This is a genomic window from Sphingobium sp. MK2, from assembly GCF_040170545.1.
Taxonomy (GTDB): domain Bacteria; phylum Pseudomonadota; class Alphaproteobacteria; order Sphingomonadales; family Sphingomonadaceae; genus Sphingobium.
The window spans coordinates 16,566-39,273 of the sequence record NZ_JAZDXA010000041.1; the positions used below are offsets into that span (position 1 = coordinate 16,566).

At 61.8% G+C, this 22,708-nt stretch carries 26 protein-coding genes, 2 tRNA genes and 1 pseudogene; 15 read left to right on the forward strand and 14 right to left on the reverse strand.

The annotated features are described in order from the left end of the window. Window positions 1-8: 8 nt before the first annotated feature. Complete coding sequence (locus tag V2I08_RS16365) at window positions 9-1,757, forward strand: EAL domain-containing protein (RefSeq protein ID WP_349636037.1); 1,749 nt, start codon at window positions 9-11, stop codon at window positions 1,755-1,757. Here V2I08_RS16365 and V2I08_RS16370 read toward each other — a convergent pair. Genes V2I08_RS16370 through V2I08_RS16385 form a run of 4 tightly spaced genes read right to left on the reverse strand, consistent with a single transcriptional unit; the run spans window position 1,721 to window position 4,667 of the window. Further along, window positions 1,721-2,932: a CCA tRNA nucleotidyltransferase gene (locus V2I08_RS16370; RefSeq protein WP_349636038.1), complete on the reverse strand. Its 1,212-nt coding sequence runs from the start codon at window positions 2,930-2,932 to the stop codon at window positions 1,721-1,723. The genes V2I08_RS16365 and V2I08_RS16370 overlap by 37 nt on opposite strands. Beyond that, window positions 2,913-3,524 carry a CoA pyrophosphatase gene (locus V2I08_RS16375; RefSeq protein ID WP_349636039.1) on the reverse strand — a complete coding sequence of 204 codons (612 nt, stop codon included), beginning with the start codon at window positions 3,522-3,524 and terminating at the stop codon, window positions 2,913-2,915. The genes V2I08_RS16370 and V2I08_RS16375 overlap by 20 nt, the downstream gene beginning before the upstream one ends. Then, window positions 3,521-4,087 (reverse strand): DUF1285 domain-containing protein, encoded by a 567-nt coding sequence (locus V2I08_RS16380; RefSeq protein ID WP_349636040.1) that lies wholly within the window; start codon window positions 4,085-4,087, stop codon window positions 3,521-3,523. The genes V2I08_RS16375 and V2I08_RS16380 overlap by 4 nt, the downstream gene beginning before the upstream one ends. Before the next feature lie 43 nt (window positions 4,088-4,130). Continuing rightward, the gene (locus V2I08_RS16385) at window positions 4,131-4,667 is read right to left on the reverse strand and encodes an N-acetyltransferase (protein ID WP_349636041.1); all 537 of its coding nucleotides are present in this window, start codon (window positions 4,665-4,667) and stop codon (window positions 4,131-4,133) included. 110 nt (window positions 4,668-4,777) lie between these two features. On the opposite strand from V2I08_RS16385, the gene V2I08_RS16390 reads away from it, so the two are divergent. Then, window positions 4,778-5,161, forward strand: a complete 384-nt coding sequence (locus tag V2I08_RS16390) for a dihydroneopterin aldolase (protein ID WP_349636042.1) — start codon at window positions 4,778-4,780, stop codon at window positions 5,159-5,161. Window positions 5,162-5,174: 13 nt separating this feature from the next. On the opposite strand, the gene V2I08_RS16395 is transcribed toward V2I08_RS16390, so the two are convergent. Beyond that, window positions 5,175-6,122, reverse strand: a complete 948-nt coding sequence (locus V2I08_RS16395; RefSeq protein WP_349636043.1) for a 2-oxoglutarate and iron-dependent oxygenase domain-containing protein — start codon at window positions 6,120-6,122, stop codon at window positions 5,175-5,177. Between the two features lie 103 nt (window positions 6,123-6,225). Here V2I08_RS16395 and V2I08_RS16400 point away from each other — a divergent pair, with 103 nt between their 5' ends. Both V2I08_RS16400 and V2I08_RS16405 read left to right on the forward strand, forming a co-directional pair. Continuing rightward, window positions 6,226-6,633: an EVE domain-containing protein gene (locus V2I08_RS16400; RefSeq protein WP_349636044.1), complete on the forward strand. Its 408-nt coding sequence runs from the start codon at window positions 6,226-6,228 to the stop codon at window positions 6,631-6,633. A gap of 152 nt (window positions 6,634-6,785) precedes the next feature. After that, complete coding sequence (locus tag V2I08_RS16405) at window positions 6,786-7,067, forward strand: hypothetical protein (protein ID WP_349636066.1); 282 nt, start codon at window positions 6,786-6,788, stop codon at window positions 7,065-7,067. A 57-nt stretch (window positions 7,068-7,124) separates the two neighbouring features. Here V2I08_RS16405 and V2I08_RS16410 read toward each other — a convergent pair whose 3' ends face one another. After that, window positions 7,125-7,427 carry a glycine zipper 2TM domain-containing protein gene (locus V2I08_RS16410; RefSeq protein WP_349636045.1) on the reverse strand — a complete coding sequence of 101 codons (303 nt, stop codon included), beginning with the start codon at window positions 7,425-7,427 and terminating at the stop codon, window positions 7,125-7,127. 121 nt (window positions 7,428-7,548) lie between these two features. Here V2I08_RS16410 and V2I08_RS16415 point away from each other — a divergent pair, with 121 nt between their 5' ends. Then, window positions 7,549-7,986 carry a cupin domain-containing protein gene (locus tag V2I08_RS16415; RefSeq protein WP_349636046.1) on the forward strand — a complete coding sequence of 146 codons (438 nt, stop codon included), beginning with the start codon at window positions 7,549-7,551 and terminating at the stop codon, window positions 7,984-7,986. Between the two features lie 501 nt (window positions 7,987-8,487). On the opposite strand, the gene V2I08_RS16420 is transcribed toward V2I08_RS16415, so the two are convergent. The 4 genes from V2I08_RS16420 to V2I08_RS16435 form a co-directional block, all read right to left on the reverse strand. Further along, window positions 8,488-8,562 (reverse strand) — tRNA-Thr (locus V2I08_RS16420). A 28-nt stretch (window positions 8,563-8,590) separates the two neighbouring features. Next, window positions 8,591-9,448: a hypothetical protein gene (locus tag V2I08_RS16425; protein WP_349636047.1), complete on the reverse strand. Its 858-nt coding sequence runs from the start codon at window positions 9,446-9,448 to the stop codon at window positions 8,591-8,593. Then, the gene (locus tag V2I08_RS16430; RefSeq protein ID WP_349636048.1) at window positions 9,445-10,749 is read right to left on the reverse strand and encodes a replication-associated recombination protein A; all 1,305 of its coding nucleotides are present in this window, start codon (window positions 10,747-10,749) and stop codon (window positions 9,445-9,447) included. Before V2I08_RS16430 ends, V2I08_RS16425 begins: the two co-directional genes overlap by 4 nt. A 27-nt stretch (window positions 10,750-10,776) precedes the next feature. After that, complete coding sequence (locus tag V2I08_RS16435; RefSeq protein WP_349636049.1) at window positions 10,777-11,955, reverse strand: glycosyltransferase family 1 protein; 1,179 nt, start codon at window positions 11,953-11,955, stop codon at window positions 10,777-10,779. A 126-nt stretch (window positions 11,956-12,081) separates the two neighbouring features. On the opposite strand from V2I08_RS16435, the gene V2I08_RS16440 reads away from it, so the two are divergent. Further along, a complete protein-coding gene (locus tag V2I08_RS16440; RefSeq protein ID WP_037473443.1) occupies window positions 12,082-12,300 on the forward strand; it encodes a DUF2945 domain-containing protein in 219 nt (72 codons plus the stop codon). A 58-nt stretch (window positions 12,301-12,358) separates the two neighbouring features. Next, a complete protein-coding gene (locus tag V2I08_RS16445; RefSeq protein ID WP_349636050.1) occupies window positions 12,359-13,012 on the forward strand; it encodes an MOSC domain-containing protein in 654 nt (217 codons plus the stop codon). Window positions 13,013-13,139: 127 nt separating this feature from the next. Here V2I08_RS16445 and V2I08_RS16450 read toward each other — a convergent pair whose 3' ends face one another. Next, window positions 13,140-13,430, reverse strand: coding sequence for a GIY-YIG nuclease family protein (locus V2I08_RS16450; RefSeq protein WP_349636051.1), 291 nt, complete (start codon window positions 13,428-13,430; stop codon window positions 13,140-13,142). 330 nt (window positions 13,431-13,760) lie between these two features. Here V2I08_RS16450 and V2I08_RS16455 point away from each other — a divergent pair. From V2I08_RS16455 to V2I08_RS16465, 3 genes and pseudogenes are all read left to right on the forward strand, one after another. Further along, window positions 13,761-13,898: pseudogene (locus tag V2I08_RS16455) on the forward strand (Sir2 family NAD-dependent protein deacetylase); the annotation flags it as partial. A 17-nt stretch (window positions 13,899-13,915) separates the two neighbouring features. Beyond that, on the forward strand, window positions 13,916-14,863 hold the full coding sequence (locus tag V2I08_RS16460; protein ID WP_349636052.1) for a hypothetical protein: 948 nt from the start codon (window positions 13,916-13,918) through the stop codon (window positions 14,861-14,863). Continuing rightward, window positions 14,857-15,594 (forward strand): NAD-dependent deacylase, encoded by a 738-nt coding sequence (locus V2I08_RS16465; RefSeq protein WP_349636053.1) that lies wholly within the window; start codon window positions 14,857-14,859, stop codon window positions 15,592-15,594. The genes V2I08_RS16460 and V2I08_RS16465 overlap by 7 nt, the downstream gene beginning before the upstream one ends. A 21-nt stretch (window positions 15,595-15,615) precedes the next feature. Here V2I08_RS16465 and V2I08_RS16470 read toward each other — a convergent pair whose 3' ends face one another. From V2I08_RS16470 to V2I08_RS16480, 3 genes are all read right to left on the reverse strand, one after another. Next, window positions 15,616-16,644, reverse strand: a complete 1,029-nt coding sequence (locus V2I08_RS16470) for a FecR domain-containing protein (protein WP_349636054.1) — start codon at window positions 16,642-16,644, stop codon at window positions 15,616-15,618. Then, window positions 16,568-17,167, reverse strand: a complete 600-nt coding sequence (locus tag V2I08_RS16475) for a sigma-70 family RNA polymerase sigma factor (protein ID WP_349636055.1) — start codon at window positions 17,165-17,167, stop codon at window positions 16,568-16,570. The genes V2I08_RS16470 and V2I08_RS16475 overlap by 77 nt, the downstream gene beginning before the upstream one ends. 179 nt (window positions 17,168-17,346) lie before the next feature. Then, window positions 17,347-17,538 (reverse strand): hypothetical protein, encoded by a 192-nt coding sequence (locus V2I08_RS16480; RefSeq protein ID WP_349636056.1) that lies wholly within the window; start codon window positions 17,536-17,538, stop codon window positions 17,347-17,349. Window positions 17,539-17,667: 129 nt separating this feature from the next. On the opposite strand from V2I08_RS16480, the gene V2I08_RS16485 reads away from it, so the two are divergent. From V2I08_RS16485 to clpX, 5 genes are all read left to right on the forward strand, one after another. Continuing rightward, window positions 17,668-17,752, forward strand: a tRNA-Leu gene (locus V2I08_RS16485). Window positions 17,753-17,820: 68 nt separating this feature from the next. Next, window positions 17,821-19,437, forward strand: coding sequence for a trigger factor (tig, locus tag V2I08_RS16490; RefSeq protein ID WP_349636057.1), 1,617 nt, complete (start codon window positions 17,821-17,823; stop codon window positions 19,435-19,437). A 139-nt stretch (window positions 19,438-19,576) separates the two neighbouring features. Beyond that, window positions 19,577-20,566 carry a glycosyltransferase family 2 protein gene (locus V2I08_RS16495; RefSeq protein WP_349636058.1) on the forward strand — a complete coding sequence of 330 codons (990 nt, stop codon included), beginning with the start codon at window positions 19,577-19,579 and terminating at the stop codon, window positions 20,564-20,566. Window positions 20,567-20,655: 89 nt separating this feature from the next. Next, complete coding sequence (locus V2I08_RS16500) at window positions 20,656-21,291, forward strand: ATP-dependent Clp protease proteolytic subunit (protein ID WP_310224758.1); 636 nt, start codon at window positions 20,656-20,658, stop codon at window positions 21,289-21,291. 139 nt (window positions 21,292-21,430) lie between these two features. Beyond that, the gene (gene clpX / locus V2I08_RS16505) at window positions 21,431-22,699 is read left to right on the forward strand and encodes an ATP-dependent Clp protease ATP-binding subunit ClpX (protein ID WP_310224756.1); all 1,269 of its coding nucleotides are present in this window, start codon (window positions 21,431-21,433) and stop codon (window positions 22,697-22,699) included. Window positions 22,700-22,708 lie beyond the last annotated feature (9 nt).

Consider the following 22,708-nt stretch of genomic DNA (forward strand, 5'->3'; position numbering starts at 1 on the left):
GCGGGGTCATGGAATCCATTGCGGCGTGCAACTGGCCAGTTAAAAGGTCCAGCGAAGATCCCCTCGGCGGGGGGGATGACGCACAGGTGGATCAGATGGCAGTCGGCCGCCAATGGCTGGCTGCGCTGCCCCAGCCGTCAGCTATCCTGTCGATGCGCGAGGATGATGATATTTTTGTTGTGGAAGCCAATGCGGCTTTCATGGAATCCTTTCGATCGCATAACCTATCTCAGATCATGGAGCGGGGTGCCGTCGGATGGTGCGACCGGATCAAGGCCTTTGTCCAATCGGATCGTTCTTGCGAAAGCTTTGAAATGCGTCGCGACGGCACGCTGGGGCCGGAATATTTCATGTGTACGATCGGCCGACTCCCGACGGAAGGCGCGCCGCTTATTCTCTTTACGGCGATCGATCGCACCAGCGACCGGACGATCGAGAAAAATCTGCGTCGCGAACTTCTGTCCGATGGCCTCACCGCGCTGCCTAACCGAACCGGCTTTGGTGAAGAGATTGACGATCGGCTCAGCAATACGGTCTGGCCCGACAATGCCCAATTTGGCATTATTGCAATCGATCTCAGTCGATTCAGCCGGGTCAATGAATCGCTTGGCCCGATGGCTGGTGACGAACTGCTCATCACCGTTGCCAAGCGGCTGAAATCCAGTCTGCGGCAAGGCGATGTGCTGGCGCGCATCGGTGGCAATGATTTTGCCATTTTTGCACGTCTTAACAATGGTTTATCGGATGCATTGCATATCGTGCAACGGATTCGCGAAGCGCTCAGTTCGCCGATTCGGCTCAGTGAGCTGCAGATTCGCGTGGACTGCGCCATTGGTTGCGCATTGTCGATCGATCTGAAGGACGACCCGGACGATATAGTGCGCAAGGCGCAAGCGGCCGTGAAGATCGCCAAGCGTAGCGGCAAGGTGGAAATCTACCGCAATGGCGTCCTCAAGGAAGCGCAACGACGCTTTTCGATCGAGAGCCGGTTGCGCGAAGCCTTGGCCCATGGCGGGCTGACGCTCGCCTACCAGCCGCTCATTCACCTTCAGACGGGCGAGATTACCGGCTTTGAAGCGCTGGCGCGCTGGCATGATCCGGAACTTGGGCATGTCGCGCCGGTCGAATTCATCGCCGTGGCCGAGGAAAGTGGCCTGATCACCTCGCTCGGTCGCTGGGCGGCTTATGAGGCGGCGCAGGCCTTGTCGCGCTGGGACGTGCGCTATGGCCAGCCCTTGCCGGTCGGCGTCAACGTCAATCTTTCTCCCATTCAGATGGCCCGCGATGACGTGGCCTCGATGTTCGAGGAGGCGCTGCGCTATTCCGGTATCGCCGGAAGTCGGCTGACGGCGGAACTGACCGAGAGCGCGATCATCGCAGACCCGGACAAGGCGCGTAAGCTCTTATTCGCGCTCAAGGATTTGCAGATGCCGATCGCCATGGACGATTTCGGCACGGGCTTTTCCAACCTGGCCAGCCTGCACAGTCTGCCGATTGATATCCTCAAGATCGACCGGAGCTTTGTATCCTCCATGGCGGAGGATCATGACAAGGCGGTCATCGTCCGCACCATCCTGTCGCTGGCCGAATCACTTAATCTCAAGGTGACGGCCGAAGGGATCGAAACCCAGGAACTTGCCCTTGCCCTGCAACAGATGGGGTGTTGGCAGGGGCAGGGCTATTATTTCGCGCGACCGATGAGCGAGGCGGATGCCTTTGATTATTGGCGTGCGCGCTGGAATTTCGAAACCGTTTGATCGGCAATAGCCTCAACCCGCGCTGCATCGGGAAAACCCTCTTCCACCCAGATTCTCTGCACCTCGTGCAAGGCCTTGGCGACGTCCGGGCCGGGGGGCAGACCGCGCGCGATCAGCGCACCGCCGCTGATCGGCAATGTTGGCGGCGTCCATCCGTCAAGCGAACCGAGCGCCGACAAGGGCCGGTCGACATCAAGCAAGAGCCGGTCGATCGCGCTTTCCGGCCCCACACGGTAGGCCAAGGCACGCGGCGCTTCATCCGCTGGTCCCGGTTCAACCGCCAGCACCAGTCGCTTGCGTGCCTTGTTCGATAGTTTGAGCCGGGCACCGATCTGCTCCACGGTAGCCGGGTCGGGGGGCAACAGGGCGGCCAGTCGCCGAAGCGCCGAAGCTGACGTCCCCGAAGCTGCCTCGCGCGCCATCAACGCCTCCACCCGGTCGATGCCTGCCATATCGACTTCGGGGAGGACCGCCCGCAATATGCCGCCATCGACCATCAGCCGCAGCGCACGGACGGGCGCGGCAACCCCCAGCAATTTGATCAGCTCATCGGCAATCCGCTCGCGCGACAACGCCATCAGGCTGTTGGCCGCGGCGCGGCAGGCGGCATAGGCCTCATCATCCACGACATCGCCGCCATAGCGGGCGAGAAAACGGAAATAGCGCAGGATGCGCAGATGATCCTCGGCAATGCGCGCGGCTGCGTCCCCGATGAAGCGCAGGCGTCGGGTTTCCAGATCGGCGACACCGCCAAAGAAATCCGTCACCTCCCGGCTCAGCGGATCGGCATAGAGCGCATTGATGGTGAAATCGCGCCGGGCCGCATCTTCGCGCCAGTCGTCGGTATAGGCGATGGTCGCGCGGCGGCCGTCGGTGCTGACGTCCCGGCGCAACGTGGTGATCTCCACTGGCCAGCCTGATATGACGGCGGTGATGGTGCCATGGTCGATGCCGGTCGGCACCGCCTTGATTCCCGCCGCCTTGAGCCGATCAACCACGTCATGCGGATCGAGCGTGGTGGCTATGTCCAGGTCGTTGACCGGAAGCCCCAGCAGCCCATCGCGCACCGCCCCGCCGACGAAGCGCGCCTGACCCTGGGCTGCGCCCAGCGCGTCGAGCAGGCCATCCAGGCCCGGCCGGTGTCGCCATTCGGCGTCAGGCAGCAGGATGGTCATGGCCCAGCCTGCGCGAAAGATTGGCGAGAATGGCAGCGGTCACGCCCCAGATGCGACGCTCCTGCCAGATAATCTCATAATAATGGCGCATAACCCCATCAAATTCCACGACATGGCGGTTACGGTTAACTGGATCGAGCGCATAGGCCAACGGCAGTTCGAACCAGTCGGCCACTTCGCTTTCCTGCGCGCGCAGCGGCAGGTCGGGCGGCACTACCGCCAGCACCGGGACGATGTCGAAGCCCGTGAAAGTATGATAGCGATCCGACGTACCAATGACCTTCGGTACATGGCGCGGCAGGCCTATTTCCTCCTCCGCTTCCCGCAAGGCACCGGCAATCTCGTCGGCATCCTCTGCATCGACGCGGCCGCCCGGAAAGGCAATCTGTCCCGCATGTTTGCGCAGCGATGCGGACCGTTGTGTGAGGATCAGGCCCGGTTCGCGGCGATCCGTGACGGCCACCAGTACCGCTGCCGGCGCGAGCGTGAGCGTTCCATCGATGCGTGGATCGCGCGTGTCCGACAATAACGGTTCGATGTCTCGCTGATGCCCTTCCCTCAGTGCAGCGCGCAATCGCTCCGCCAGCGTCATGCCGTCCCATCCAACGGAAAAAAGATGCCATGACTCCACAAGCCGACCCGATCGCCCGCTTCCTCCAGCGCCATGTTCATCATCTCATAATAGACGCTGCGGTTGATGAGCGCTTCCAGCCCGCCCCGCACATGGAGATAGGGGTGGGGACCATCGGCCGTTTCGCGCACCACCAGTGCATGGTCCGGCCCGGCTGCGACAAGATCGCCCGTGTTGAGGCGAAAGGCGAGCGCACGGTCCCGTCCTTCACCCTCGCTCTTCAATTCGACGGCGACGAACGGCGCATCTTCCACCACGATATCGAGCTTCTCGACCGGCGTGACCAGCACATAGCTGCCATCCGGCTCGCGACGCAGGATCGTCGAAAATAGCCGCACCATCGCTTCCCGTCCGATCGGCGATCCCTGATGAAACCAGGTGCCGTCGCGCGCGATCCGCATCTCGCTGTCCCCGCAATGGGCAGGATTCCATTGCTCCACCGGCGGCAGGCGTTTTTCATCGGCCAGCCGGGCAATATCGGCGAGGGACAGGGTGGCGAGGTCGGGGAGGGGCTCCATGGGCATGAGATCGAGATAGGCACGGCCTTGCCCGAAGGCAAAGGGGTAATCAGGCCGCGACCGCGATTCTGGGGCCAAGCATCCCGATCCCACCAACCGGACGACCATCGACCGACAAAGCCAGCAGGCGGCGCGGCTCGAACGGGCCGGGCGCGGCCCAGCCGCCGGTGCCCTGCGCATCAAAACCCCAGAAGCGGCCATAATATTCCGGGTCGCCGATCATCATCAACGGCTCGCTGCGCCGGGCGCGGGCGGCATCGACCACGGCGTTCATCATCGCGCGCCCATGGCCGCCCTTCTGATGGGCTGGCTCAACCGCAACCGGGCCAATCATGATGAGCGGCATTTGCGTGCCATCCGCCTGCGTCAGCGCGACGGGCCAGCTTTGCAGCGATCCGATCAGCGCCCCGTCAGCGTCCAGCGTGGCGACGGACAAGTCGGGCAGCCAGGGCATCCCATCCCTGATGCGGTAGGCGGTGCGACCGTGCCGATCCAGCCCGAAGGCGGCGTCCAGCAGCGCCTCGATCGCCATGGCAGGCTGACTATTCAAGGGAACAATCTGAGACACGTCTTGCCGATCCGCCATCAATGGCGCATGGACCGCGCCGGAAGCGGCGGGCTTTAGCGCTCGCGTCGCAAAATGAAAGACTAAAGAGGCCCGTCGCAACAGCAGCAACGGGCTGCATATGGCGGACCATGCAGACTGGATTTGACGATTTTCTGACGTTGGAGGTCAATGATCTCCATGTCGACGTGCTGACCGGCATCTATTCGGAGGAGACGCATCTCCCCCAGCCGTTGCGCATTTCCATCCGCGCGCGGCTGAAGATCGCCGATCATTATGCGCCCGATACGCCGCTCAGCCAGTCCAAAAATTACATGGACCTCAAACATGCCGCGTCCACCGCGCTGCCCGAAGGCGTGCATTTCACGCTGATCGAGGCGGTCGCCGACCATATCATCGACACCATTTTCCTGCAGGATGTGATGGTCAGCCATGTCGAGGTCAAGATCGTCAAGCTGGCGCTGTCCGAGCGTGGCGAAGAAATCGGCATCACGCTCGGACGCGGGCGGAAATAATTGCCGCCCGGTTCTAGGCCTTCTTGATCAGCCCGATCTCGATCAGCCGCTCGGTCAGATAATCATGCGCGGTGATCGGTGGATCACGGCGCGGATTCTCGGCGCTGACGCATTGCGGCAGCGCGTCGATCAGGAAATCGGGGCGCAGATGCAAGAAGAAGGGCATCGAATAGCGCGAATGGCCGCGCCGCTCTGGCGGCGGATTGACCACGCGATGGCTGGTCGACGGCAGCAGATGGTTGGTCAGCCGCTGCAGCATGTCGCCGACATTGATCGCCAGCGCGCCGGGCGGCGGCACCACCGGCAGCCAGTTGCCATTGCGATCTTTCAACTCCAGTCCGCCTTCCTCTGCGCCCAATAGCAGGGTGATGAGGTTGATATCCTCATGCGCGCCCGCGCGAATGCCTGGTGCTTCGGGCGACACCGGCGGATAGTGGAGCAAGCGCAGGATCGAATTGCCCTTGTCGATCGGCCCGTCGAACCAGCGTTCGGGCAAGTCCAGATAGAGCGCGATCGCCGACAGCAATTCCGCGCCCACCCGGTCGAACTCGCGATAGAGCGGGGCGAACACGGCCTTGAACTCCGGCATGTCGTCCGGCCAGACATTGGGCGGCATGGTTTGCGCCAGCGGGTCGCCTGCAGGCAGGTCACGGCCGACATGCCAGAATTCCTTGAGGTCATTCTCGCTCGCGCCCTTGGCGATTTCCGTGCCGAACGCGGTATAGCCGCGCTGCCCGCCATTATTCTTGGCGTCATAAAGGCGCTTGACGGGGTCGGGCAGGGCGAAGAATTCGCGCGCCATCGCCCATCCCGCGTCGATCAACTGCTGGTCCATCCCATGGTCGCGCACCATCGCGAAACCGAACTGCTGGAAGGACCGGCCAAAAGCCTGGGCAAAATCGGCTTTGTCCAACTCGGCCATGGACAGGACCGGGACTTGGTCGATCATCGTCTGCGACACGTCATTATCTCCAAAAAATCCTGAGCGCGCGCGCCTCCATGGCGGCGCGGCAACATATGACGCCATCCTTGATCGGCCAGCGACGCTGATGCAAGGAGGCAGAATGAACTATTGGCTGATGAAATCGGAACCCAATGTCTTTTCCTATGACGACCTGGTCGCCAAGGGGAAGGCGGAATGGGACGGCGTGCGCAACCACGCGGCGCAGGGGCATATGAAGGCGATGCGCAAGGGCGACCTCGCCTTCTTCTATCACAGCAATATCGGCGTGGAAGCGGTCGGCATCATGACGATCGTCGAAGAAGCCGCGCCCGACAGCACCGACGATAGTGGCAAATGGATCGCGGTGCATGTCGCGCCGCATCAAAAGCTGGATCGCCCGGTGACGCTCAAGGCCATGAAAGCCGATCCGGCCTTGGCCGACATGGTGATGTTACGCCAATCCCGCCTGTCGGTGTCGCCGCTCACGCAAGCGCAGTTCCAACATATTGTCGCAATGTCAAAGGATTAAGCGCTAACATCTGTTCAGGTTGCGTTCCGCGCAACCGCACAGGCGTCTTTTGCGATTGCTGTCATGCCGCGCTGCAACATAGAAGCGTCGTCAACAGAACAAGAATATACAGAGGTGTTTGATCGGCATTCACAAGGAGAAAACCCATGCGAATGCTGTCCAAGTTTGTTGCCGCCAGCGCCCTGAGCGCTTTTGTTGCCCTTGCTGCCCCTGCCCAGGCTGAAGAAGCCGGTAAGCAGCGCTTCACGCACGAAGGTTATACCTATGTGTATGAAGTGAAGGACACGAAAACCGGCAAAGTTATTTCCGGTCGTCGTTTCCCCGATGCCGTAGCCTTCAATCTGTCCGTCAAGAACGGCAAGGTTTCGGGTGTGTCGGGCGGCCAGAATGTCGCTTTCAAGGTCGATGAAGCGCGCGGCGCAGCGTCGAACTGATCTTTCGATCCGTCGAATAAAAAGGGCGGCGTCCGACGGGACGCCGCCCTTTTTGTATCAGCGGCAGGTGCGCTTGCTGTCGATTTCCTTGCCGAGCAGCGCGCCGCCAGCGGCACCTAGCAATGTGCCTGTCGTGCGTTCGCCGCGTGTGTCGATGGCACGGCCCACCAAGGCACCACCGACGCCGCCTACGATCAGGCCGGTCGTACCGTCGGATTTGCGGCAATAGGTGCGCCCGTCGCGGCCGCGCCATTCCTTATAGCGATGATTCTTGCGCGCTTCTGCGCCTTCGATCGGGATAGCCATCGACATCGGGATCGCCATCGAGACGGCCGCCAGGGCCATTATTGCTTTACGCATGAAATTCTCCTCCATTTGCGTGACTTGGTGCTTCAACCCCTCCATATTGATCGAGGTTGCATTAACGTTCGACAACGACATAAGCGATTGTATTAAAATCCATAAAAGTTGAGGTGAGCGGATGCGCGCGGACGACGAACAGGATGGGCGGGCGCTGATTGCCGCGCTTGGCCTCACGCCCCATCCTGAAGGTGGCTGGTATCGGGAAACATGGCGCGCTGCCGCGAAAGAGGGCGACCGGGCGGCGGGAACAGCGATCCTGTTCCTGTTGGAGGCCCATCAATCCTCGCACTGGCATAAGGTGGACGCCGACGAACTATGGTTCTGGCATGCGGGCGCGCCATTACGGCTATCGCTCGCGGTCGAGGGCGAACCCGTGCAAATCATTCACCTCGGCCCGGACATCATGGCGGGGCAAATGCCGCAGGGCAGGGTGCCCGCGCATCATTGGCAGGCGGCGGCACCGCTTGGGGGCTGGACATTGGTCAGTTGTACGGTGACGCCGGCCTTCGATTTCGCAGGTTTTACGCTGGCTGCTCCTGATTGGGTGCCGATCTGACCGCCAACCGAAAATCTATCCATAGTTATCCACAGATTTATCCCCGGATTTGCAGGCTCGACTGTCATCATCTTGTCCGATTTCGCTTTGAGCGACTCGGACGAGGTGAGACCATCTCTCTATCGGCGCACGTGGAAACGGAGCGATCCATTTCAAAAACCTTGAGCAATCAAGGCTTTACATATGTGGCTGATGGTTCGGCGATAGGCCAAACCCGCAAGGGCGCAGCCAATAGCCGGATCGGTCGTCAGGGCCGCTGCCGGGTACGCGCGAAAGTGAACGTCGGGCATCGGGACAGGTACGACCAGCGACGGGAAAGCAGCCCTTGGCTCACCCCGAAGCAACCGATGCGGCAGTCTTTCTTCGGGAAGGCGGTCGGATCGCAAACGCCGGGCCGATGATCGCATCCTGCCAGGGACGCGGATCGCTTGACCCGACGGACGTGGGGATCGGCAGCAATGCCGGTCCCCATTTTTGTTCGGGGTCTGATCGGGCGGAAAATGGTGCCGGATGCAGGATTTGAACCCGCGACCTTCGGTTTACAAAACCGCTGCACTACCCCTGTGCTAATCCGGCGCGCCCATCGGGCCGAACGCCCTTACTATCAGATGACGCCGAACGTCCAGCCCTCTGTTGCGGCGATATGCGGCGTCAGGGGCGCGGGCGACCAAAGCGACGGCTCCATGGCCGCCCGCCGCATCCAGGCCGCCGTGACGATCGCATCCGCGCCATGGTCATCGGGCAGCGATTCGGCATAGGGCGCAGACCCCAGCACCGCCAACGCAGCGTTGATCGCCTCCAGATCGCGCATTTTGCTCCGCCCCTTGGGCCGCCCCGCCGCGCGGGCCGCAATGCTGGTGTAGATTTCAACGATCAGCGAGCCGGTGGCTGGCAGGGGATCGAACGGCCATATCGGCACATGCGGGCGCAGATGGTGCAACAGCCGCATACCCGCAAAACTGGCCTTGGCGACCTGCGCCGCGCCGATCGCGTCATAGACGGTGGACGGCTTGCCCCCGCCGCCCGCATTATAATGGGCTTCGCAGGCCCGATTGTACATATAGTCGGCCTTCACCCCGTCTGCCTTGCCGAAATAGAAATGGCGGCGATGGGCAACCTCCAACAGGCTGGCCGCTCCCAGATCCGCGTCATCGCACACCGATTCGACATAGGCCCAGAAGGAGGGCGCATCCTGCGGCACCGGGTCGCCTGGCAGATAGCCGCCGCGCGCGACATAGGGTGGCGCAAAGCTGAAATCGAAGCCGAACAGCGTCGGCGCGCGCGCGCAAGCCTCGATCAGCCAATCCGCCACCGCCTCGCGCGACCAGACGCGCGCGGCGGGTTCGACCAGGCGCGGTGCCGCATCGCCCGCATCGCAGACCGCCACCGCAATGCCCTTGTGCCGCACCCCCTTCGCGCCCGACCAGTCGATGGCAACGAAGCGCTCGAAGCGCGGCGTCATCCCTCCTGCCGCTCGGCGCGCAATCGGTTCCAGTGCGCGATGCGCTCGGCAATCCGCGCCTCGAAACCGCGATCGGTCGGCGCGTAGAAGGTCTGCGGGGTCATCTCCTCCGGCCAGTAATTAGCCCCGGAAAAGCCTTCGGCCGTATCATGGTCATATTGGTAGCCTTTGCCATACCCCACCTGCTTCATCAGCTTGGTGGGCGCGTTGACGATGTTCATCGGCGGCATCAGCGATCCGGTATCGCGCGCCGATTTGAACGACGCCTTCATCGCCGCATAGGTGGCATTGGATTTGGGCGCGGTCGCGCAATAGAGACAGGCCTGCACGATCGCCAGTTCGCCTTCGGGGCTGCCCAGAAATTCATAGGCATCCTTGGCCGCCAGGCACTGGACCACCGCCTGCGGATCGGCGAGGCCGATATCCTCGGTCGCAAAGCGTACGAGGCGACGCAGCACATAGAGCGGCTGTTCGCCCGCCGTCAGCATCCGCGCCAAATAATAGAGCGCGGCCTGCGGGTCCGAACCGCGCAGCGATTTATGCAGCGCCGAAATAAGATTATAATGCCCCTCCCGATCCTTGTCATAGACCGCGACGCGGCGGTGGAGCAGGGCGGACAGCCCCGCCGGATCGAGCGGTTCGGGCAGGTCGATCGCGTAAAGCGTCTCGACCTGGTTGAGCAGGAAGCGCCCGTCGCCATCGGCGCTGGCGAGCAGCGCATCGCGTGCGGCGGCGGTGAGCGGCAGGGACCGCTGCGTCAACGCCTCCGCCCGATCAAGCAATTGTTCGAGCGCCGCTGCGTCCAGCCGCCGCAGGATCAACACCTGCGCCCGCGACAGCAGAGCCGCGTTCAATTCGAAGCTCGGATTCTCCGTCGTCGCGCCGACCAGCGTTACCGTGCCATCTTCGACGAAGGGCAGGAAACTATCCTGCTGGGCGCGATTGAACCGGTGAATCTCATCCACGAACAGCAAAGTCTTGGCGCCCTGCCGTGCATGATCTTTCGCCGCCGCAAAGACCTTCTTGAGGTCCGCCACGCCGGAAAACACCGCCGAAATCGGCTCGAACCGCATCGCTACGGCATCGGCCAGCAGCCGCGCGATCGTCGTCTTGCCCGTGCCGGGCGGTCCCCACAGGATGATCGACGACAGCCGTCCTGCCGTCACCATCCGCCCGATCGCGCCATCTGCGGCGGTCAGATGCTCCTGCCCGACCACCTCCGCCAATGTGCGCGGCCGCAACTGGTCGGCCAGGGGCGCATGATCACGCGCAGCATCGTCGGAAGCGAACAGGTCAGCCATGCGGTCTATATAGGGAGGGCAGGGCGCTCAGGGAACGGGGCTGGATCGCAGCACCATGCCCTGCGCCCGCTGGCGGATCACGCGCAGATAGGTGTCGACCAGCGCCTGGTTGACCTGATCCCAACCATTGCGCTCCGCCCGTGCGCGCGCCGCTTCGCCGGCCCGTGCGCGCGCGGTACTATCGTCGCAATACTGTTGCAGCGCATCGGCGAAATCGCCGATAGCCCCGGGGCGGATCAGCCGCCCGGTAACACCGTCGGTCACCAGGCTTTCGCTGCCGGTCGCCCGCGCCGCGACCGTGGGCAAACCACAGGCCATCGCCTCCAGTGTCACATTGCCGAAGGTCTCCGTAACCGACGGATTGAACAACATGTCCATGCTGGCAACCGCGCGCCCCAGATCCGGCCCGCCCTGAAAGCCGGTGAAGACGGCGTTCGGCAACCGGTTCTGGAACCATTCGCGCGCCGGGCCTTCGCCCACGATCAGCACCTGATGCCGCACCTGCCGCGCCGCCAGTTGGTCGATCGCGTCGGAAAAGACGTCCAGTCCCTTCTCCATCACCAGCCGCCCGATAAAGCCGATCACCGGCGCATCGTCGGTGATGCCCATTGACTGCCGCCATTCCGGGCTGCGGCGGTCGGGGTTGAAGATGTCGCGATCAATGCCCCGCGTCCAGATGCCGACATCATAGCTCATCCGCTGTTCGCGTAACAATTGCGCCATCGAATCGGACGGTGCGACGATCGCATCGCAGCGGCGATAAAAGCGCCGCAGCATCGATTCGATCAGTGGCTCCAGAAAGGCGAGGCCATAATAGCGCGGATAGGTCTCAAACCGGGTATGCACCGATGCCACCGCCGGCAGGCCATGATCCCGCGCCCAGCTAAGCGCCCGATGGTTGAGCGGATCGGGGCTGGAAAGATGGATAAGATTGGGCTGGAACGCCTTGAGATCGCGGCGAACCTGCGCGGACATGCGGTGGGGTACGCGATATTCCTTGCGCCCCGGTACTGGAAAGGAAGGGGTGCTGACCAGGTCGCCCGCAGGCTCGAACGCAGGCGTGTCGGTGGTCGGCGAATAGACCCGCACTGCCGCGCCCTGCCGCAACAGATAGCCCACGAAACGGTTGAGCGCCTGGTTCGCACCATCGCGGACATAATTATAATTGCCGCTGAACAGGGCAACGCGAAGGCCGGAAACATCCATCGCGCCCCCTTAGCGCAAGAGAATGTAAAACCCAAGGGAACCGCTTAAGCCCTTGGGAATTTTGACCTTCGCTTGTCATGTAAACCGGCTGGCGCAGCATGCGCCCGACAGGAAGAGGATGCCCTGATGACCGAGACATTTCGCAAGGGAAAGCGGGTCAAGTGGAACTGGGGGCAGGGCGTCGGCCGGGGTCACATCACGGAACGGTTCGACCGCCATGTCGAACGCACGATCGAAGGGTCGCTGATCCGTCGCAACGGATCGCCCAACGATCCCGCCTTCCTGATCCATTCCGACAATGGCGGCGAAGTCCTCAAGCTGCGGTCTGAAATCAGCCCGGCCTGACGCCACCTGCCGCCGATCGGCCCTCGCCAGCGGTCCGCAGCCATGGCAACATGGCGGCATGGATACGCCCTTCATGACAGTCGATGCCTTGCTCGTCGGCAGACCGGCCCCCTTTCGCGGCCTTGATTATAGCGCCATCGCCAAGACCCCCGTGACCGGCCCGGTGCGGATCGGCTGGGGCGGCCTGGAGGGCGATCAGGTCGCCGACCCCATCCATCATGGCGGCTGGGACAAGGCGATCCATCTCTACCCGCAAGACCATTATGCCTGGTGGCGCGACCGAAAGCCCGGCCATCCACTACTGGACGCGCCCGGCGCCTTTGGCGAAAATATCGCCGCGGGTGGCATGACCGAAGAGACGATCTGCTTAGGGGACCGCTTCACGCTAGGCAGCGCGATCGTGGAGGTCAGCCATGGTCGCCAACCCTGCTGGAAACTCGACCATCGTTTCGGCGCGCGCGATGTCATGGCCACCATCGTCAAGACCGGCCGCAGCGGCCTATATTTCCGCGTGATCCGCGAGGGCGAGGCGCAAGCAGGCGAGCGGATGACCTTGCTCGACCGCCCCTTGCCGGACTGGCCCATCGCGCGGGTCTTTCGCCTATTGATCGGCGGCGGGCACAAGGTCGACCGCGACGCGGTGGCGCAACTGGCCGACATGCCGGTCCTGGCGGAAACATGGCGGGACCGGGCGCGACACTTGGCGGCGTAACGCGGATGTCATTGGCTTGGCGATAGACGGTCTCTCGCCACGCTTTGCCTTTAGACTATGCGGTGCCATTGCTTGGAAGCGGCCATTCTTCCCATCGTCACCCCAGCGAAGGCTGGGGTCTCAGGCGTCAGAGGATGACGTCTGTCATATCACGCCAATCTGGATTGCCTTCTTCCACAAGCCGGATTTTCCATTCGCGTTTCCAGGCTTTGAGGGCCTTCTCGCGAGCAATGGCGAGTGCGATGTCATCATGTGGCTCGACCAGAACGAGGCGGGTCAGCCCGTATCTCTTGCAAAAAGCGGAGCCGGTGCCGTTTCGATGTTGTTCGGCGCGCGCGGCGATATCGGCTGTGACGCCGATATAAAGAACGCCCCTCGGTTTGTTGGTCATGATATATGTGTAGCCGCCTCGCGCCATGTCCTACCCTAGCGCGTCGCCGCCTGAGACCCCAGCCTTCGCTGGGGTGACGGTGGATTTTAAGTCCGTTCTACGGCATTGGCGCCTGCTAATCTGATCCTCCTCCACCCACCCCTTATCGTCACCCCAGCGAAAGCTGGGGTCTCAGGAGATGGCGCGAAGGCGTTGCGGCAAGTGCCAAGCCCGACTGTTCCACGCCTCCGCCTGAGATGCCAGCCTGCGCTGGTATGACGGCTAGGATATGTACCCGCTTTTGCAGGCGTATGGGCAGCGACTGAAATTCCACTCCCCACCCATTCTCGTCCAAGCAATTTCATCTATAGTCATGCCATGAAGCCCGACATCCAGACCATCGTCATCCTCACCGGCGCGGGCATTTCCGCCGAAAGCGGCCTTGCCACCTTTCGCGGACCAGATGGCCTCTGGGAGGGGCATCGCGTCGAGGAGGAATGCTCTGCCCGTCTTCTCCGTTTTTGCGAGGTAGCATGAAGGATTTTCTGACGCGGCTTTTCCGAGGTATCTCAGACGGCAGGGCGGAGAGGTCAACCGTGCCTGTGAGCGCCACTGGATTTGCTCCTTTCCCGAACGAGCCGGTAGGCGGGCAAATATATTCCTTCCGCACCCGGCCAGATTCGGAATTTTCTCCACCGGCGACTGATCGCTATGCGGCAATCAAAGTGGTAGGCGTTGATGATAAGCACGTCGCGGTCGCTGTGCTGGATGGCATCTGGGCTACGCCTCCGAGCATCGCTGAGGTTGGACGTTCGTCCATTATCAATGAGCATCGCTTTGCCCATACCGGGAGGGCTGCTGTATTCGGCGTCCTCCATGATTGGTGGCGGCGGGAAGGCGATCTGGACGAATTCAGCTTCGTAGGTATGCAAGCCGTATCCCGTGGGGAACAGCAGTTCGCCCATGAGATTGCGACTTATGCTGCGGGATCACGCTTCTCCACATTACGTGCTGCCAATCATGCAGCGGAGGGAGAATGGCGCTGGGCCAACGATCGTGAAGCCTTCATCATCGAAAATGAGAAAAAGGATGCCAAGAATGCTGCTGACCGAGCGGCAAAGGAAGAGCGATATCGCACACGATTGAGCAAACTCACATGGGACCAGCTTCAATCCGAAACGCCCTTCGAGCGATGGTCGCCATCACCGCCATTTCCACCGGAAGAATTCACAACAGCCGCACGCGCAACGATCCGCGATGCTTGTGCCGCTCTCAAGGAACTCGGTCCAAAACCGAAAAAGGCAGATGTTCGGGCGATCCTCAAGAAAACTATCATCTGGTTCAATGTAGCTGACGACAAAGCCGGTGGCGTGATCGAAACCGAGGAGCGTGAAGACATCTGTGCGGTGTTGGAGGAGATGGCTCATTGCGCGCGGCAAAAGGCGCTTGTGGATGAAATAGACGAATGGCGCGAATGGTGAGGCAGGATATCCAGAACATCGTCATCCTCACCGGTGCGGGCATATCGGCCGAATCCGGCATCGCAACCTTCAGAACGAAGGGCGCGGTCAGCTATTGGGAAACCACAGACGAAAACGGTGTTCCAATTTTGCATCGGGTGGAGGATGTCTGCACCCCGGAGGCACTGGCGCGCAATCCCGCGTTGGTCCATCGCTTCTATGACGAGCGCCGGGCGAAGCTGGCAACCGTCTCCCCCAATCCGGCGCATGAAGCGCTAGCCGCGCTGGATGCGGCCTGGCCCGGCGAATTGCTGATCGTGACGCAGAATGTCGATGATCTACACGAGCGCGCCGGGGCGAAACGGCTGATCCACATGCATGGCGAACTGCAATCCGCGCTCTGCGCCGCCTGCGGCAAAGCGGTGCCGTGGACGCAAGCCTTGCCGCCGGGGACGGTCTGCACCGGATGCGGGCAGCCCCGCTTGCGCCCTGACATCGTCTTCTTCGGCGAAATGCCCTATCAGATGGATGTGATAGACGAAGCCTTGCGCCGCGCCGACCTGTTCGTGTCGATCGGCACATCGGGCGCGGTCTATCCCGCCGCGGGTTTTGTCCAGACCGCGCGCCATGCCGGTGCCCGGACATTGGAACTCAATCTCGATCCTTCGGCGGGCAGCGATTATTTCGACGAAACACGGCTGGGACCAGCCAGCCTATTGGTGCCCCATCTCGTCCGACACCTGCTGGAATAGCGAAAACCGCGCGCAAGGCGGTTACAACGCCGCGTTGGCCAGGGCCTGCTCCGGCTCCTTGTCGCGATAGAGCAGCATGACCGATCCGTCTTCGCCCTGCACCGCGCGCACCGGATAATGGAGTTGCAGCGTGGCGAGAAATTTGCGGCTGTCGCCAATGTGGAAGCGACCGTCGATCCGCAAGGCGGATACGCGGGTGTCGCCGATCAATATCGGTGCCTTGCGATAGCGGTTGAACTCTCCGGTCGCCTGCTCGATGGTTTCGCCATCGAGCAACAGCATCTGATCGCGCCAGGCGACCCGCTGGCTTACGATCTTGTCGCCCAAGCTGGTGAGCGCGATGCTTCTTGGCTGGATCACCGCGCCATTGCCCGCGCTGACCCGCCGTTCGGAATCATGCCCGCAATGAACCGCGACCGTGCCCTTGGTGACGGTAAGTTCGACCAGGGCGGGACGGATTCGCACATTGAACGTCGTTCCAACCGCGCGGATCAGCGCTGATCGCACCTCGACGTCAAAAGGGCGTTCACTGTCGGGGGCGACATCGAAAGCGGCTTCGCCCTTGACGATGCGAACCTTGCGGCCATGGCCTGTGAAGCGGACTTCGGCTTCGCTGTCGCTATTGAGATGGAGGATGGAGCCGTCTTCGAGCGTCACATCGCGAATTTCGCCCAGGCCCGTTTCATAATGATCCACCCCGCTGAATGTCCGCACGGTGACGATCGCGGCGACGATGAATAGCAGCACCGCAACGGCGGCGGCGATCATGATGTTGCGCGACAGGCGGCGCTGATGTTCCTCGCTGACAATTTGCGGCAGCGAGGGTAGGGTGACGTCGGCAGCGGCGCTCTTGAGGCGTTCTGCGGCCTCCCAGGCGGCTTCGGCTCTGGCAAAGGCGACGGCGTGGCGGGGGTCGGCTTCGACCCAGTCGCAAATGTCCGCTTCTTCCTGCGGTGTCGGATCGCTATTGAGCTTAGCCAGCAGGCGCGCGGCTTCCGCTTCTATCGCGTCCCTGGGACCGCTGCTTGAAGTTGGCCCCGAAGCCTGCACGCTCGAAATCCGTTTCCTCACGTTCCGCCCAGGCCCGCATAACTATTGCGATTGCTTTGGCTAGATGTTTTTCAACAGTTGAGACGGATAGAGACATGTCCTCCGCTATTTCAATCATGGATTTTTCATGAATGCGGCGGAGAATGAAGACACGGCGACATTGGGTCGGCAATGACTCGACGATGGTTTCGATCTGCCTTAGCGCTTCGCGGGCATGAAGTTGGGCTTCAATGCCGTTATCGCCGCCCAGCAATTCCAGATCGGCGATCGTTTCAAAGCTGACGATCTTGTTGCGTCGCGCCGTGTCGATGACGAGGTTGCGGGCGATCGTGAACAGATAGGCGCGGCCTGTCGTTACATTTTCCCAATTTTCGGTGGCATAGGCTCTGGCCATGACTTCCGCGCACATATCTTCCAACTCGTGTGTGGATGGAAGAATACGGCGAAGGCGACCGCGTAGCGCGGCCTCCTGCGGCAATATCACGGTTTTGAACCAGTCCAGCTTGGCGCGAACCTTATGCACGTCGACCCCCTTTTTTTGTCAGCCGCGCCTCTCCCGATTTCTTTTTTCTGTCATGGTTCAATCATGCTTGCAGGGGGCTGTCCAGCGGCGCGGCGACGATATTTTTGCGATCGACCAAAAAGTTCCGTCTTTGAGTAAGAAAATTGTGGATATGTGGTTTTTACCGCACGGTTCGTTACTCAGTCCGGCGGGAATTCTGCTGGAGCGCGGTCCGGCTGGTCGTAATCCGGGCCGACAGGCACGATTTCGTCCGGCTCCGTCACCGGCAATTCGACCGGAGTCGCGGGTGCAGGCATTTCATCGGGCGACTGCGGCTCGATGATGTCGGGTGGGGGCAGGCCGTCGGGATTGGGATCGGGCTGGGTAGCCATGGCTGCGGCACTCCTATATAGGTTGGTGGATAGGCTACGCATGGCGCGCCGACGTGGTTCCCCGGTTCGTTCCACTATCCCTTGCCTCTTCCCACGCTTTTCTCTATGCCGCGCCGACCGGCGACCGATGCGGGCGTGGCGAAATTGGTAGACGCGCCAGATTTAGGTTCTGGTATCGCAAGATGTGGGGGTTCGAGTCCCTTCGCCCGCACCAGTGCGCCAGGCCCCGGCCCATCGCAGGCGCCACCGAAATTCAGCTGAAGAAAGCGTTTGAGAGAAGAGATGCAGACTGTCGAGACGTTGAACGAGGGCCTTAAGCGCGCCTACACCGTAACCATCACGTCGAAGGATATCGACGCGCGAGTGGAAAAGGAAGTCAAGACCATGGCGCCGCAGGTGCGGATGCCTGGCTTCCGTCCCGGCAAGGTGCCCGCTAACCTGGTCAAGAAGATGCACGGCGAGGCTTTGCAGCGCGACGCGCTCAACAACAGCATCCAGGAAAGCATCCAGAAGCTGATCGCCGACCAGAAGCTGCGCCCCGCGATGCAGCCTTCGGTCGAGCTGGACGAGGGTTTCGAGTTCGGCAAGGATGCCGAGATCAAGGTCGCGCTGGAAGTGCTGCCTGAAATCGCCGCCCCCAGCATCGATGGCCTCAAGCTGGAGCGCCTGACCATTCCCGTGAGCGACGAGCAGGTCGCGGAATCGGCCGGTCGTATCGCCACGCAGCAGGGCGCGCTGGAAGAACATGCCGACGATCATGTCGCGCAGGACGGCGATACGCTGGTCATTGATTTCGTCGGCAAGGTCGATGGCGAAGTCTTTGAAGGTGGCTCGGCCGAAGATATCCGCCTCAAGATCGGCGCAGGCCAGTTCATCCCCGGTTTCGAGGAACAGTTGACCGGCGTGAAGAAGGGCGAAGAGAAGACCATCGAGGTCACCTTCCCCGAAGATTATGGCGCGGAACATCTGGCCGGCAAGGCGGCGACCTTCGACGTCACCGTCAAGTCGATCCTGGATGGCGACAAGCCCAAGCTGGACGATGAATTCGCCAAGTCGCTGGGCCTGGAAGGCCTCGCGCAACTGAACGACCTGCTCAAGGGGCAGATCGAGCAGGAGCATAACGGCCTGACCCGCACCCACATGAAGCGCAAGCTGCTTGATCAGCTCGCTGCCTCGCACGACTTCGACGTGCCGCCGAGCATGGTGGAAGCCGAATTCGAGCAGATCTGGGCGCAGCTTCAGCATGAAGCGGGTCATGAAGAAGACCCCGCCGCCGCGCTTGCCGAAATGGAAGCCGAGAAGGAAGACTATCGCGCCATCGCCGTGCGTCGTGTCCGCCTTGGCCTCCTGCTCTCGGAAATCGGCCAGGCCAATGGCGTCACCGTGTCGGAACAGGAAATGCGGCGTCTTATCGAGCAGGCGGCGCAGCAGTACAGCCCGCAGGATCGCGAGCGGTTCGTGCAATATGTCCGCCAGGACGCGATGGCCGCCGCTCAGCTGCGCGCCCCGCTCTATGAGGACAAGGTCGTCGATTATCTGTTCGACAAGGCCGAAGTCACCGAACGCACCGTGACCAAGGAAGAGCTGGAAGCGGCGATCGAAGCCGAGGACGGCGACCTCAAGCCGCATGTCCATGGCCCCGATTGCGGTCATGACCATGACGAAAAGCCGAAGGCCAAGAAGGCTGCGCCCAAGAAGAAGGCCGAGGCGGAAGACGCCCCGGTAGCCGACGAAGCGCCTGCCGCTGAAGAAGCCGCGCCCAAGAAGGCCGCACCGAAAAAGGCTGCCGCCAAGAAGGATGTCGCCGAGGATGCGGTTGCAACCGAGGAGGCCCCCGCCGCCGAGGCCGCGCCCAAGAAGAAGGCACCCGCCAAAAAGGCCGCTGCCAAGGCCGAATAAGGCCATTGCCCGATGAAAAGAGCGCCCGGCTTCCTCGTGAAGCACGGGCGCTTTTCATGTCTGGGCCATTATGGCAGAGGAAATATTAACCCTGCCGGTCCATGTCTTGGCGCGCGGACGACCAGAGGATAGGCTGACGATGAAGGAATTTCCGCCCGTGGATATGGCTCTCGCCAGCGATACTGCCGCCGGATCGCCGCGCATCGCGGTCATTCTGCCCTGCTATAATGAGGCCGGGGCCATCGTGCAGACCGTCGCCGATTTCCGGCGCGCGCTCCCGCAGGCGGTCATCTACGTCTTCGACAATAATAGCAGCGACGGCAGCCGCGATCTCGCTGCCGAAGCGGGCGCCATCGTCCGGCGCGTGTCGCAACAGGGCAAGGGCCATGTCGTGCGCCGCATGTTCGCCGACGTCGATGCCGACATCTACATCATGGCCGATGGCGACGCGACCTACGAAGCCGCCGCCGCCCCGGCGATGGTTGCCGCCATGCTGGCCGACAATCTCGACATGGTGGTCGGCTGTCGCAAGAGCGAGGCCGAAGAAGCCTATCGCCCCGGCCATCGCCTCGGCAACTGGGCGCTGACCGGCCTGCTCAAGCAATTGTTCGGGCGCAGCTTCACCGACATATTGTCGGGCTATCGCGTCTTTTCGCGCCGCTTTGTCAAAAGCTTCCCGGTGCTGTCCGCCGGGTTCGAGATCGAAACCGAGATCAGCGTCCACGCGCTTGAACTCGCCATGCCGGTGTCGGAAGTCATCACCGCCTATGGCGCGCGACCCGAAGGATCGGTCAGCAAGCTCAGCACTTATCGCGATGGCTTTCGCATCCTGCGCACCATCATCACCCTCTATCGCATCGAACGGCCGGTGCTGTTCTTCGGCATCATCGCCGCTTTCCTGGCGCTGCTGGCGCTCGGCCTCGCCGCGCCCCTGATCGTTACCTATATGGAAACGGGCCTCGTACCACGCTTTCCGACCGCCATTTTGGTGACCGGGCTGGTGATCCTCTCTACCCTCTCGGCCATGTGCGGCCTGATCCTCGATACCGTCGTGCGGGGCCGCCGCGAGGTGCGTCGTCTGGCCTATCTCGCCCACCGCGCGCCGTCCGATTACGCCGCGCGCGACTAGCCCGATCCCGCTGTACCTGTTCCCCCTTGAACCTGCCGCCTTTTGTGACGATGTAGGGCCGGGCAGAAGCAGATGACTGAAAGAGCATAATGACCGATATCATGACCAACCCCATGGCCGCGCTGGTCCCCATCGTTATCGAACAGTCGAACCGTGGCGAGCGCAGCTTCGACATTTTCTCGCGCCTTTTGCGCGAACGGATCATCTTCGTGACCGGCCAGGTCGAAGATCATATGGCCTCGTTGATCGTTGCCCAGCTGCTGTTCCTCGAATCGGAAAATCCGAAGAAGGACATCTGGATGTATATCAACTCGCCTGGCGGCGTGGTGACGTCCGGCATGGCGATCCACGACACGATGAAATATATCCGGCCTCAGGTCGGCACCGTCTGCATCGGCCAGGCCGCCTCGATGGGCAGCTTCCTGCTGGCTGCGGGCGAGCCGGGCAAGCGCATTGCGCTGTCGAACGCGCGCATCATGGTGCATCAGCCGTCCGGCGGCGCGCAGGGCATGGCCAGCGATATCGAGATCCAGGCCAAGGAAATCCTGCGCATCCGCCGTCGCCTGAACGATCTTTATGCCAAATATACCGGCCGTCCGCTGGCGGAAGTCGAAAAGGCGATGGATCGCGACACCTTCCTCGAAGCGGACGAGGCGAAGGCCTTCGGTCTCGTCGATGAAGTGTTCGACCAGCGGCCTTCCCTGGCCGATCCGTCGGATAGTTGATGGCTGACTTTGCCGCGGCGCGCCACTTCTCCCCTTGTGGAAACGGCGCGCCACGGTCTAGGATGGCCTTTGGACCAGAATATCCCTCGCCGATGCGATCAGGTAGGTCGTCAAAGCGGCAGGGAAGAAAGAATGGCGAATGACTAAGCTTACCGGCTCCGATTCAAAAAGCACGCTTTACTGCTCCTTCTGCGGCAAGTCGCAGCATGAGGTGCGGAAGCTGATCGCGGGGCCGACCGTGTTCATCTGCGACGAATGCGTGGAACTGTGCAACGACATCATTCGCGAGGAGACCAAGGGCGGTCTCGTCGGGCGGAAGGATGGTGGCGTACCGACCCCGCAGGAAATCTGCGATGTGCTGGACGATTATGTGATCGGCCAGAACCGGGCGAAGCGCGTTCTCTCCGTCGCGGTCCATAACCATTATAAGCGCCTCAACCACGGCTCCAAGCCGGGCGAGGTCGAACTGGCCAAGTCCAACATCCTGCTCGTCGGGCCGACCGGCTGCGGCAAGACCTTGCTCGCGCAGACGCTGGCCAAGACGTTCGACGTGCCCTTCACCATGGCCGACGCCACCACGCTGACCGAAGCGGGCTATGTCGGCGAGGATGTCGAGAACATCATCCTCAAGCTGCTCCAGGCGTCCGACTATAATGTCGAAAAGGCGCAGCGCGGCATCGTCTATATCGACGAAATCGACAAGATCAGCCGCAAGGCCGAAAACCCGTCGATCACCCGCGATGTGTCGGGGGAGGGCGTGCAGCAGGCGCTGCTCAAGCTGATGGAGGGCACCACCGCGTCGGTGCCGCCGCAGGGCGGGCGCAAGCATCCGCAGCAGGAGTTTCTCCAGGTCGATACGACCAACATCCTCTTCATCTGCGGCGGGGCATTCGCGGGTCTGGAAAAGATCATTGGCGACCGTCTGGAAGCCAAGTCGATCGGCTTTGGTGCCTATGTCGCTGCGCCCGAAGAGCGCAAGACCGGCGAATTGCTGCGGTCGAGCGAGCCGGAAGATCTGCTCAAGTTCGGTCTCATTCCCGAATTTGTCGGGCGCTTGCCGGTCATCGCGACGCTCGAAGATCTCGACGTCTCCGCGCTGGTCAAGATTCTGGTCGAGCCGAAGAACGCGCTGGTCAAGCAATATGGCAAGCTGTTCGACATGGAGAATGTCGATCTCAGCTTCACCGACGACGCGCTGACCGCGATCGCCAAGCGCGCGATCGAACGCAAGACCGGCGCGCGCGGCCTTCGCTCCATCCTCGAATCGATCCTGCTCGACACCATGTTCGATCTCCCCTCGATGCAGGGTGTCGGCGAAGTGGTGGTCGACAAGGATGTCGTCGCGGGTAAGAAAGAGCCGGTGCGGGTGTTCAGCGAGAAGCAAAAGCGGGCCGAAGACGCCGCCTGACGATCCGAC